This window comes from Xanthomonas sp. 1678 (assembly GCF_031455575.1).
Taxonomy (GTDB): Bacteria; Pseudomonadota; Gammaproteobacteria; order Xanthomonadales; family Xanthomonadaceae; genus Xanthomonas_A.
On the sequence record NZ_JAVDSZ010000014.1, the window covers coordinates 104,945 to 116,485 of the forward strand.

The 11,541-nt window shown below is 69.3% G+C and carries 9 protein-coding genes and 2 pseudogenes; 6 read left to right on the forward strand and 5 right to left on the reverse strand.

Annotation, left to right across the window (positions count from 1 at the left end; all coding sequences use genetic code 11):
* Window positions 1–37: 37 nt before the first annotated feature.
* Window positions 38–553 (reverse strand): annotated as a pseudogene (locus J2Y70_RS20200) (ThuA domain-containing protein); the annotation flags it as partial.
* Window positions 554–778: 225 nt separating this feature from the next.
* On the opposite strand from J2Y70_RS20200, the gene J2Y70_RS20205 reads away from it, so the two are divergent.
* On the forward strand, window positions 779–1,510 hold the full coding sequence (locus J2Y70_RS20205) for a hypothetical protein (RefSeq protein WP_309921723.1): 732 nt from the start codon (window positions 779–781) through the stop codon (window positions 1,508–1,510).
* 199 nt (window positions 1,511–1,709) lie between these two features.
* On the opposite strand, the gene J2Y70_RS20210 is transcribed toward J2Y70_RS20205, so the two are convergent.
* Window positions 1,710–2,543, reverse strand: coding sequence for a lysophospholipid acyltransferase family protein (locus J2Y70_RS20210; RefSeq protein ID WP_309921727.1), 834 nt, complete (start codon window positions 2,541–2,543; stop codon window positions 1,710–1,712).
* Between the two features lie 226 nt (window positions 2,544–2,769).
* Between J2Y70_RS20210 and J2Y70_RS20215 the strand changes: the two genes are divergently transcribed.
* Window positions 2,770–4,920: a TonB-dependent siderophore receptor gene (locus J2Y70_RS20215; RefSeq protein WP_309921730.1), complete on the forward strand. Its 2,151-nt coding sequence runs from the start codon at window positions 2,770–2,772 to the stop codon at window positions 4,918–4,920.
* A 105-nt stretch (window positions 4,921–5,025) separates the two neighbouring features.
* Here the strand turns inward: J2Y70_RS20215 and J2Y70_RS20220 are convergent, their stop codons facing one another.
* Entirely contained in the window at window positions 5,026–5,382 is a 357-nt protein-coding gene (locus tag J2Y70_RS20220) for a DUF1428 domain-containing protein (protein ID WP_263396808.1), read from the reverse strand.
* A gap of 416 nt (window positions 5,383–5,798) precedes the next feature.
* Between J2Y70_RS20220 and J2Y70_RS20225 the strand changes: the two genes are divergently transcribed.
* Window positions 5,799–6,893: a hypothetical protein gene (locus J2Y70_RS20225; protein ID WP_309921733.1), complete on the forward strand. Its 1,095-nt coding sequence runs from the start codon at window positions 5,799–5,801 to the stop codon at window positions 6,891–6,893.
* A 358-nt stretch (window positions 6,894–7,251) separates the two neighbouring features.
* On the opposite strand, the gene J2Y70_RS20230 is transcribed toward J2Y70_RS20225, so the two are convergent.
* Together J2Y70_RS20230 and J2Y70_RS20235 are read right to left on the reverse strand one after the other, a co-directional pair.
* Window positions 7,252–7,740 (reverse strand): hypothetical protein, encoded by a 489-nt coding sequence (locus J2Y70_RS20230; RefSeq protein ID WP_309921736.1) that lies wholly within the window; start codon window positions 7,738–7,740, stop codon window positions 7,252–7,254.
* Window positions 7,741–7,939: 199 nt separating this feature from the next.
* Window positions 7,940–8,137 carry a hypothetical protein gene (locus J2Y70_RS20235; RefSeq protein WP_309921751.1) on the reverse strand — a complete coding sequence of 66 codons (198 nt, stop codon included), beginning with the start codon at window positions 8,135–8,137 and terminating at the stop codon, window positions 7,940–7,942.
* A gap of 64 nt (window positions 8,138–8,201) precedes the next feature.
* On the opposite strand from J2Y70_RS20235, the pseudogene J2Y70_RS20240 reads away from it, so the two are divergent.
* The 3 genes and pseudogenes from J2Y70_RS20240 to J2Y70_RS20250 form a co-directional block, all read left to right on the forward strand.
* Window positions 8,202–9,200: pseudogene (locus J2Y70_RS20240) on the forward strand (exodeoxyribonuclease III); the annotation flags it as partial.
* A gap of 354 nt (window positions 9,201–9,554) precedes the next feature.
* Window positions 9,555–10,019 carry a DUF4126 domain-containing protein gene (locus tag J2Y70_RS20245; protein WP_263396811.1) on the forward strand — a complete coding sequence of 155 codons (465 nt, stop codon included), beginning with the start codon at window positions 9,555–9,557 and terminating at the stop codon, window positions 10,017–10,019.
* Window positions 10,016–11,404 carry an FAD-containing oxidoreductase gene (locus J2Y70_RS20250; protein ID WP_309921738.1) on the forward strand — a complete coding sequence of 463 codons (1,389 nt, stop codon included), beginning with the start codon at window positions 10,016–10,018 and terminating at the stop codon, window positions 11,402–11,404. The genes J2Y70_RS20245 and J2Y70_RS20250 overlap by 4 nt, the downstream gene beginning before the upstream one ends.
* Window positions 11,405–11,541 lie beyond the last annotated feature (137 nt).

Below are 11,541 nucleotides of genomic sequence, written 5' to 3' on the forward strand. Positions count from 1 at the left end.
TACAGGCTTCGTCCACAGTGGCGATGACCTGCACCTGGGCGCGCGGGTTGCTGCGGTAGTCGTAGATCTCGTCGCGGATCGGCCAGGACGCGCCGTCGGGGCGGCCGTCGCGCTCGGGTTGCACGCGGGTGGATTGCAGTCCGGGCGGATGGCCCTTGAACCACGCGCCGACCAGGCGCCCGTACCACGGCCAGGTGTAGCCGGTGTCGGCGGCCGAGTGCACACCGACGAAGCCGCCGCCGTTGCGCACGAAGCCCTCGAACGCGCGCTGCTGCGCCGGGTCGAGGATCTCGCCGGTGGTGCTGGCGAAGACCACTACGCGGTAGCGGGCCAGGTTGGCTGTGGTGAAGTCGTTCGCGTCCTCGCTGTGGTCGGCGACCAAGCCCTCTTCGCTCGCCAGCTGGCGCAGCGTCGCTACCGCGGTGGGAATCGACTCGTGACGGAAGCCGGCGGTCTTGCTGAAGATCAGCATGCGTTCCGGCGTCGGCGTCGGCGCGGCGGCGGCGACGACGCCGGCGAGCAGGGTGACGAGCGGGAAGGCGAGCGGGTGCATGATGGGATTCTGCCTCGGATGCCGGCCGGCGGGGAGCGGGATCGCGGATGGGACCGGCGTGCGCCTTGCCCAAGATTACACGCGCGTCGCGCCGGCGTGCGCCGCAGCCGAAGGCGCTTTCGTGCATGCAGGGCCGGAACGCCGGCCGCGGAGAGTTCTGGCACGCTGGCTGGCGGTGCGCAAGATGAAGCAGAATTCCTCTCCCTTCCCGAGTTTGGAAACGCGATGTCAGGACGATGCAAGTGGGCCGCGGTGCTGCTGTGCACGGCCGCGTTCGGCGCCGCGGCGGCCACGCCGGCGCCGGTCGAGTACGGCACCAAGAACGGTTGGGGCAGCCTGCAGATCAGCGGGCAGGGCGGCGTCCGCCAGTTCGAGATCGAGGCGGTGGGCGCCAACGGCCATACCTGCGCGCTGTCGGGGACGCTGCGCGGCGAGATCGCCGAGGCCACCGATGGCAGCGACACGCCGTGCCGCGTGTCGTTCAAGCGCACGCCTGGCGGGTTCGAGGTGACGCCCCTGACCGAGGACAGCTGCCGCGACTATTGCGGCGCGCGCGCCGGCTTCGACGGCGAGTACCTGGCGTTGCCGCCGGGCTGCACCGCGGCGGCGAGCGGCAAGCGGCGCGCGGCGTATCTGGCCGACTATCGCGGCAAGCGCTATGCGGCCGCGCTGGCGGGCATGGATGCATTCGGAAAGGAGTGCGGCACGTTCTTCAACTGGCTGGAGCGCGACCGCTTCGCCAACGATCGCGCCATCGCCCTGCTGCGCCTGGGCCGCCCCAAGGACTGCCTGGCCGCGCTGGACAGCACCATCGCCGGCGCCAGCCGCGACGAGGATTCGCTGCAGCAGGAGCTGGACAAGAACGGCAGCATGCTGCCGCCAAGCGATTGGGACAGCTATCTGCCGATCGCCAAGTCCACCTGGTTCAACCGCAAGCTGTGCGAGGCGGCAAAGTAGCCTCGGCTATCCGTCGCGACGAACGAAGCGCCTCCACTCGCCCCTGTAGGAGCGGCTTCAGCCGCGACAGAAACCTAGGGCGACCGGAGCGGCCGCAGCCCCCCTGCAATGCCTTCCCGACGCTATCGCAAGCTGTCGTAGGCGCGCCTCCGCAGCTTTCGCACTCACGCACCGGCCGCCAGCATCAACCACTTCCGCGTCAGCCTGGCGGCGTGTCTGGTGCATGGCCGGCAACCAGCGCCGACGCCACGATCGCATGCACCTGCCGCGCCAGCGCTTTGCGGTCGGCGTCGTGGCCGATCGCGATCGGCGCGTGGAAGGTCACCCGGACCACGGCGCCGGACAGGCGTAGGAAGCGCGCGACGTGGGCGCCGGCCTGCATCGTGCCGTAGAACGCGTAGGCGTCGCGCTCGCCGCCGTGCGCCAGGCTGCGGCCGTCGACGGACAGCAGGTCCAGGGTGACCGGTTGCAGCGTCCATGGCCGGGCGTCGGCGTCGCCGCCCAGGAACAGCGAGAACAGGCTCGACTTGAACGGGGCGACGCGCTCGCCGGAGGAGGTGGTGCCTTCGGCGAACAGCACCACGTCGTGGTCGGGGCGGATCTGCGCGGCGACGGCTGCGGCCACGTGGGCCGCGTCGGTCCGGCGGCGGCTGATGAACACGGTCTGCGCCAGCGCGCCGAGATGCCGCATCCCCGGCCAGCGTTCCATGTCGTTCTTGGCGATGAAGCGCGCGCGCAGCAGGCTGCCCAGCACCACGATGTCGAAATGCGAGAGATGGTTGCCGACGAACAACGTGCCGCCGCCGCTGCGGGGGACGCCGACGCGTTCGACGCGGATGCCCATCAGCGTGCGCAGGCAGGCGAACCATAGCCGCGGCAGCACGAAGGCGCCGCGTCCGCGGGTGAAGCGCATCAGCAGCCATTGCGGCGGCAGCAGGATCGCGCTGATGAACGCGAAGATGGCGAGCCTGACGACGCTGCGCACGCTGGCGAGAAGGGAGCGCGACGCTGGCCGCGGTTGGGCAGGAGGCATGGCGTGGAGGGGCGTGGGCGGCGCTGGAGGCAGGGCGCAGTTTACCGTGCGATCGCGCTGTCGCCGTTGGTCGGGCGCCGCCGTGACCCTCTGGCGGTTGACGCCAGGCCCTGAGGTAAACTGCGCGGACTTGACGACGCGCAAGCCGTGTTCCATCGCCAGCCCCAGTCGTGAGAATCCGCACAGGCCGCCTGCCTGTGGCTCACTTCATCCCAGGGGCTTTCCCATGTCCGTTTTCCATCTTCGCGGCGCTGCCGTGCGCCTGAGCGTGTTGTCGGTCGGCCTGTCCATCGCGCTGTCGGCCGCGGCGCAACCGGACGCCGGTGCCGATCCGACCACGCTGGACGCGATCAACGTCAAGGCCGAACGCGAACGGTCGTACACGGTCGAGCAGACCGCGGCGGCGACGCGCCTGTCGCTGACGCCGCAGCAGACGCCGCAGTCGATCAGCGTGGTCACCGCGCAGCGGATCGAAGACCAACACCTGACCTCGGTACGCGATGTGCTCGACAACGTCACCGGCGTGTCGTCCAACGCCTACGACACCGAACGCGTGTTGTTCTATGCGCGCGGATTTCCGGTGGAGAACATGGCCTACGACGGCGTGCCGGTGGCGCCCGGGCTGAATTCCGGATCGGCCGACGCCAGCCTGGACACCGCCATCTATGAGCGCATCGAAGTGTTGCGCGGGGCCAGCGGCCTGCTCACCGGCGCGGGCAGCCCGTCGGCGACGATCAACTTTGTGCGCAAGCGCGCCGATAGCCGCACGCTGCAGGCGGACGCATCGTTGAGCGCGGGATCGTGGGACACCTGGCGCGGCACCGCCGATGTCGCCGCGCCGCTGGCGGCCGACGGCAGCGTGCGCGGCCGCGTGGTCGGCGCCTACGAGCAGGGCGATTCCTACCTGGACCGCTACAGCAAGGAGAAGACCGTGCTGTACGGCGTGGTCGATGCCGATCTCGGCGCCGCCACCACGCTGAGCGTGGGCTACGACTACCAGAAGAACCGGCCGCAGGGCGTGACCTGGGGCACCTACCCGGTGTTCTACGACGACGGCAGTTTCCTGGAATGGCCGCGTGGTTTCAGCAGCGCCGCGGACTGGACCTTCTGGAACACCACCACCGCCACCGCCTTCGCCGACCTCAAGCACACGTTCGGCAATGGTTGGTCGCTGCGCGCGCTGGCCAGCCACCGCGCCACCGACGGCGACATGGCGCTGTTCTACGTCTACGGGTTCCCGAACCACGTCAGCGGTGAGACCGTGGAGCCGTCCGCCTACCGCAGCCGCGACCGCGGCCTGCAGAACATGGTGGACGTGTACGCGTCCGGGCCGTTCCGCGCCTGGGGCCGCGAGCACGAGCTGGTGCTGGGCTTGAGCGGTTCGCGCTACAGCAAGCGCTCGTGGGTGAACGCCACCGAGGCGCTGGCGCCGGTCGGCGATTTCCTGCAGTGGGACGGCCGCTACCCGTTTCCGCAGTTCGCCGCCGATGCCGACAAGGCCACCGACATCCGCACCGACCAGCAGGGCGCCTACGCCGCCGCGCGCCTGTCGCTGGCCGAGCCGTTGACGCTGATCGCCGGCGCCCGCTACAGCCGCTGGAAGAACGACACCGACGACCTCTACAGCGGCGTGTTCCGCCACGACCACCGCAAGACCGTGCCCTATGCCGGGCTGGTCTACGCGATCACCCCGGTGTATTCGGCGTTCGTCAGCTACACCGAGATCTTCGATCCGCAGGACAACCGGCGCCGCGACGGCAGCTTCCTCGATCCGGTGCTCGGCAGCAGCCGCGAGATCGGGATCAAGGGCCGCCATTTCGACGGCCGCCTCAACACCGCGCTGGTGCTGTTCGACACCCGCCAGGACAACGTGGCCGAGGCCGAGGTCGGGCAGACCCTGCCCGACGGCCTGACCCAGGCCTACGTGGCGGTGGACGGCACGCGCTCGCGCGGTTTCGAACTGGAAGCGTCGGGCGAACTGAGCGAAGACTGGAGCGCGTCATTCGGTTGGTCGCATTTCGAACTGGAAGGCCCGGACGGCGCCGACCTGCGCACCGCGCTGCCGCGCACGCTGGTGCGCGTGTTCACCACCTATCGGCTGCCCGGCGCATGGAACCGGCTCACCGTGGGCGGCGGCGCCAACTGGCAGTCCGCCAGCCACGCCGCGGTGGACGGCCCCGACGGCCCGCAGCGCGTGGACCAGGCCTCGGTGACCCTGCTCAATGCGATGGCACGCTACGACATCAACGCGCAGGCCGCGCTGCAGTTCAACGCGAGCAACCTGCTGGATCGCAAGTACTTCGTGCTGGACGAGTACAGCAACCTGTACTACGCCGCAGGGCGCAGCGCGACGCTGAGCTTCAGCTACAGGTTCTGAGCCGCCGCCGCGCTGCGGCGTCGTCGCAGCGCGGCATGCAGCGGCATGCGCGAACCGCATGCCGCGGTGGCGGCGCAGCGGTCGTCGCGCGTCGTCGCTTGCGCCTTATTTCTTCAATTCCAGCACCGGCACGAAGCCGCCGTAGATCATGCGCTTGCCGTCGAACGGCATCGGGTTGACCGCCGGATCCATGCGCGGATCCTCCATCATCTTCTTCATGCCGGCATCGCGGGTGGCCTTGTCCGGCCACTCGATCCACGAGAACACCACCGTCTCGTCGTCCTTGGCCTCCACCGCGCGGAAGAAGTCGGTCTGCTGGCCGTGCGGCACGTCGTCGCCCCAGCATTCGAGCACGCGCAGCGCGCCGTGCTCGATGAACACCGAATCGACGCGGGCGTGTTCCAGGAACTTCTCCTTGTTGGCGGTGGGCACCGCCAGTACGAAACCATCGACATACGACATGGGAACCTCCGGGGTTCGGCGCACCGGGATAGGCGCCTTGCTGGATACGACGTGCGAGGGTGGTCGGAATCGACACGCGGTTGCTTGCAGCGAAGAGTATGGCGCCATGGCTTCGCCCAGGGGATGGCGCAGGAGTGGCCGGTCCCGGGCGTGTCGCGATGGCCGATCGCTCCCACTGCCGATCGGAGGCCGGGATGGCGCTGGAGTTGCTGTTTGTCTACTTTTTATTGTGACCAACCTCTGGAAAATCCCCTTCTTGAAACCTATAGTCGGTGCGGGGTCTTGGTTTCGAGGTTGCCGGGGGCGCAGGGGCGTTCGACCTGCATGCGGGCGCGTGTCCTTTTGCGGCATCGGTACCAGTGGCGTTTGCGCCGCTCGCTATCGTGCGGCTGTCCGATCGGAGCTAGGGGGTTCTGATGAAACGGTTGCTTTCGATGGCGCTCGCCTCGTGCGCGCTGACGGTCCTGCTGAGTGGCGATGCCATTGCCTACAAGCTGTATACGCACTCCACCCCGGAGGAGCGCAGGCTGGCCGGCATCACGTCGAGTTTCTATGTGAACCTCGAGCGGTTTGTTGCGCAGCGCTCGCTGTACGCGTTCGCCGAGCCGGTGCACGAAGAGATCACCAACCGCATTTATGGTTGCGAGGCCGATGCTTGCGCCGGTGGACAAGCGTTGAGCGCACCGGCGGCGGTATTGGCCGGGGTCCGCTGGAACGACGATCCGCCGTTTCGGGTCATTGGCGTGCAGCCGCGCGGAAGCAAATGCAAGGCGCGCGACACGATCCGCTTCGAGACGCAACCCAGCTGTTGGGTCGCGTTGTTCATGGATGCCAACAAGGGCGCCGCGGCAGGCAAGGAATATGGTCCTGGCGATGCGATGCTGTACCGCACGCACTTCGGCGACCTGCAGTTCCTGCACGCGATGGCGCTTCGCGATGGCGAGGCCGCACTGGAAACCAAGCAGCGCATCATGGGCTGGATCGAATTCACCTGGCGCGCTTCGCAAGGCGAGTACGTGCTGGATACGCGGCTCAAGGACATCGCCAATCCGACCCTGCAGCAGGCGTTCGGCCGCAGCGAATGGCGACTGCTGGACCTGTTCACGCTCGGCGCCAGCGGCGGGCTTCGCGCGAGCGTGGACGATGTGGCATTCGGCTCGCTGTTGCACACGCTCCAGGACAGCTATGCCGAGGGCCATGCCATGCGCGAGGAGTCCAGCGGAGCCAGGCAATGCGCAGGCCCCGGCTTCAATGTCGCCGCACCCGGCGCCATTCTCGAATTCCATGCCTACAACCACCAGGACCACGCCAGCCATGCCGAGGCCGACTCGCGCAGTGCGTTCGTCGTGCGCCTGCACGAGCCGGGCGACGTCGTGGAGATCGGGCGTGCGCTGGTGCAGGCGCGCAACCGCAGGCTGGGATGGGCCGAGATGCAGCCCTTCTTCGAGTGTGTGTTGACCCTGCAACATCCCGACGCGCTTTCCGGGCCGGGCGATTTCGCCAAGCGTTGAGCGCAGGCCGGGAGCGCCACGCCGCTGGCGGATCATCCCTGCGGGGTGGGCCATTGCTGCGTCCGATCCGGTCAGGGCCGATCAGGTGCCATCTGTGGGAGCGACTCAGTCGCGACTGAGCTACCGGGAAAGCGCGTCGCGACTGAAGTCGCTCCCACAAAGGCACTCTGCTGGGTGCGTTGTAGGAGGGCTCTGGGTGCCTTCGGGTCATCAGTCCCGACCCATCGTCGGATGCTGCAGTTCCGCTGCTTCGGTTGCCGCGGTTGAAACCGCTCCTACGGGGAGTAGAAGACCGACAGAAAAGTGCTGGCCCGCACTCGGGCCGGCTTTCCTCGGCGTAAAACCGTGGGGCAGCACGTCAGCCCTGGCGAGCGCCGTCCGGACAGGAGGCGGCCTGCTTCAGCGAGTAGGACTGCAGGATCCAGCGATGGTCCTGGCTGTCGTCGATGACGTAGTTCCACGTTTGCAGGTGGCCCTGCGCGCACGACGCGATGCCGATGGTGTCGCCGGGCATGCCGGTCGCGGGCAGGGGCACGGGTTGCGGGATCGGGCCGGTCGTCATCGGCCTGGTCGTGCTGTAGGCCAGGGTGATGGTGCCGAGCCGCTCGGGATCGCCCTTGGGCTTGCCGTCCATGGCGGCCAGGTGCTGTGCCAGCCAGTCGTGGATCTGGCGCCATTGCGGCGTTCCCGGCGCATGACGGGTCCTGGTCGCGATCTGCAGCGTGTCCTGCGGGGTGTCGGCATTGCCGGCCGGCGCGATCAGCGGCAGCGCCGCCAGGATCAGCGCGCCCGCCGCTAGCGTGTGCTTCCAGCGTGGGAGCGGTAGCTGCTTGCGCTGGGACTGCACGTCCTGCGATCCCGGGTGCAGGCCCTGTCCGCGCCACGTTCCACTGTTCGCTCGCATCCGTCCTGCTCCTTGCTCGCTGCTGGCCGATCGAAAATACCACTGCCCATGGCGGTTGGCATCCTGCCGCTGGCCGCCCGGCGCGGGATGGCGATGCTTTGTCTACGCTGCCGCGCAGCATGCGGGCGGCTGCGCGGCGCGCTCACTTGGCGGCGGCGAGCGAGGCCTGCAGGGCGGTGGCCAGGGCGGCGTCGCCGCTGACCAGCTCGCTCCAGCGTAACGTCAGGCCCTTGCGACGGCCTTTTTCGGTGAGTTTCAGGCCGTCCGGGTCGATGGTCAGCGTATAGGTCGTGCCGTCGATCTCCAGTTCCCGGCGCAACGGTTTGTCGAGTGGGGTCATGCGGCGCTCCCGGTTTTCACGATGCGCCGAGCCTAGCTTGGGCAAGGTGATGGCCGGTTCTGCAATGGCGCACGCGATGAAGACGCTCAAGATCGCTACCTACAACGTCAACGGCATCCGCAGCCGCCTGCCGCAGTTGCTGGAGTGGCTGCGGCGCGAGGCGCCGGACATCGTCGGGCTGCAGGAGCTCAAGAGCGTGGATGCGGGCTTCCCGATCGACGAGATCCATGCCGCCGGTTACGGCGCACTGTGGCTGGGGCAATCGGCATGGAACGGGGTGGCGATCCTGGCCAAGGGCAGCGACCCGGTGGAAAGCCGGCGCGGCCTGCCGGGCGATGCGCGCGATACGCAGAGCCGCTATCTGGAGGCGATGGCGCATGGGGTGCTGGTCGGCTGCCTGTACCTGCCCAACGGCAATCCGCGTCCGGGGCCGAAGTTCGACTACAAGCTGGACTGGTTCGCGCGGCTGCAGCGGCATGCGCGGCAACTGGTCGCGCTGCCGCATCCGGTGGCCTTGATCGGCGACTTCAACGTGGTGCCGACCGACGAGGACATCTACGATCCCAAGTCGTGGCGGCGCGACGCGCTGCTGCAGCCGGAGAGCCGCCAGGCCTATGCGGAACTGCTCGCGCAGGGCTGGACCGACAGTCTGCGCAAGGTGCACGGCGATGCGCGGATCTACACGTTCTGGGACTATTTCCGCCAGCACTGGCAACGCAACGCCGGCCTGCGTATCGATCACCTGCTGCTGAATCCGCCGCTGGCCGCGCGCCTGCGCGACGCCGGCGTGGACCGTTGGGTACGCGACCTGCCGCATGCCAGCGATCATGCGCCGACCTGGGTCACGCTGAAGGCGCTGGCGCAGCGCGACGACGCTGTCACGCCGGGCGCCGATGCGACAAGCCGCTCGGCGAAAACCGGCAGGATCGCGAAGGCCGTGGAGCCCGCGAAGTCGGGCGAGTCAACGCAGGCCGACAAGCCAACGCGCTCTGCGAAAGGGAGGAAAACGGCCGAACCGAGCGCATCGAGCAAGCCGACGAAAACGGCCAGCGCGACCAAGGCAGGTGAAGCTGCCGAGTCGACCAAGACAACCCGGGCGACCAAAGCGACCAAGGCGACCAAGGCGGCCAAGGCGGCCAAACCGACAAAACCGCCCAGGCCAGCGCCGTCGCCCAGGCCCGCCAACGCCGCCAAACCCGCCGCGCCGACCAGGGCGGCGAAGAAACCGGCCAAGTCCGCCAAGCGAACCAGGCCGGCCAAGCCTTCCTGACCCGCATTGCATGCGCGTGCGCAAATCGGCATCGCATGGCGGGCGCGCCGCAGTCGTGCCTATACTCGAGCGTCGCTGCCGCGCGCTGTACGCCGCGTGCGCCAGCTTCTCCCGGATGTCCCTGCGTCAGCTGCCGGAGTCGCCATCATGAGCCTGCTCGTCGTCGCACTGTTGATCGGGATCGTCGCGGGCCTGCGCGCCATGACTGCGCCGGCGGTGGTCAGTTGGGCGGCCAGCCTGGGCGTGCTGCCGCTGGTCGGGACGCCGCTGGCGTTCCTGGGGTGGCGCTTCACACCGTGGATCGTGTCGCTGCTGGCCATCGGCGAACTCGTCACCGATCAGTTGCCGGGCACGCCCAGCCGCAAGGTGCCGGTGCAGTTCGGCACGCGCATCGCGATGGGCGCGCTGTGCGGCGCGGCGGTGGGCATGGCGGGCGGGTTGTGGGTGGCGGCGATGGTCGCCGGCGCGCTGGGCGCGGTGCTCGGCACGCTCGGCGGTGCGGCGGCGCGCGCGGCGATGGCGCGGCGCTTCGGTCGCGACCTGCCGGCCGCGCTGCTCGAGGATGCGGCGGCGATCGCGCTGGGCGTGCTGGCGATGGCGCTGCTGCGATGAGTCGCGCGTTCGACGCGATCGTGGTCGGCGCCGGCCAGGCCGGTCCGTCGCTGGCGGCGCGCCTGGTCGCGGCCGGCATGCAGGTGGCGCTGGTCGAGCGGCAGCTGGTCGGCGGGACCTGCGTCAACACCGGCTGCATGCCGACCAAGACCCTGGTCGCCAGCGCACGCGTGGCGCACCTGGCGCGGCGCGCGGCCGACTACGGCGTGCAGCTGCAGGGCGACGTCGGCATCGACATCGCGCGGGTGATGGCGCGCGCGCATGCGGTGACGCACAGCGCGCGCGACAACCTGGAGCAGTGGCTGGGCGGCATGCGCGGGCTGACCCTGTTGCGCGGCCATGCCCGCTTCGAGGCGCCGCAACGGCTGCGCGTGGGCGAGGAGATCATCACCGCGCCGAAGATCTTCCTCAATGTCGGCGGCCGCGCGCACGTGCCGGCGCTGCCCGGCGTGGAACGGATCGCCTACCTGACCAACACCTCGATCCTGCAGTTGCAGGAGGTGCCGCGGCACCTGGCGGTGATCGGCGGCAGCTACATCGGCCTGGAATTCGGGCAGATCTTCCGCCGCCTCGGCGCGCAGGTGACCGTGGTCGAGCAGCAGCCGCGGCTGATCGCGCGCGAGGACGAGGACGTGTCCGCCTGCATCCGCACGGTGCTGGAAGGCGAGGGCGTGGCGGTGCGGACCGGCGCGCAGTGCATCGCGTTCGCGCCGCATGCGCAGGGCGTGGCGGTGCAGGTGGATTGCCGCGAGGGCGCGCCGGAAGTGGTCGCCAGCCATGTGCTGCTGGCGATGGGGCGGCAGCCCAATACCGACGACCTGGGCCTGGACCGCGCCGGCATCGCCACCGACGCGCGCGGCTACATCCAGGTGGACGAGCAGCTGGCGAGCAGCGCCGCCGGCGTGTGGGCGCTGGGCGACTGCAACGGCCGCGGCGCGTTCACCCACACCGCCTACAACGACTACGAGATCGTCGCCGCCAACCTGCTCGACGGCGGCCAACGCCGCGTCTCGCAGCGCGTGCCCGGCTATGCGCTGTACACCGATCCGCCGCTGGGCCGGGTCGGCATGACCGAGGCGCAGGCGCGCGCCAGCGGCCGCCCGCTGCTGTTCGCCAAGCGGCCGATGAGCCAGGTCGGGCGCGCGCGCGAGAACGGCGAGACCGCCGGCTTCATGAAACTGGTGGCCGACGCGCAGACCCACCGCATCCTCGGCGCGGCGATCCTCGGCATCAACGGCGACGAGGCCATCCATGGCGTGCTCGACCTGATCAATGCCGAGCAGCCGTTCGAGACGCTGCAATGGGCGGTGCCGATCCATCCGACCGTGTCGGAACTGTGGCCGAGCGTGGTCGGCGCGCTGCGGGCAGAGGCTGAGGGCGGCTAGCGCCGTCGAGAAAAAATGTAGGAGCGGCTTCAGCCGCGAATGGGGGGTTCCGGTGAACCCCGTTAGCCGGGGGTGCCGCGACCTCACGGGAGCCGGTCCTCTTCGGTGGCGCGCTCGCGGCGCGGAGCGCTTAGCGG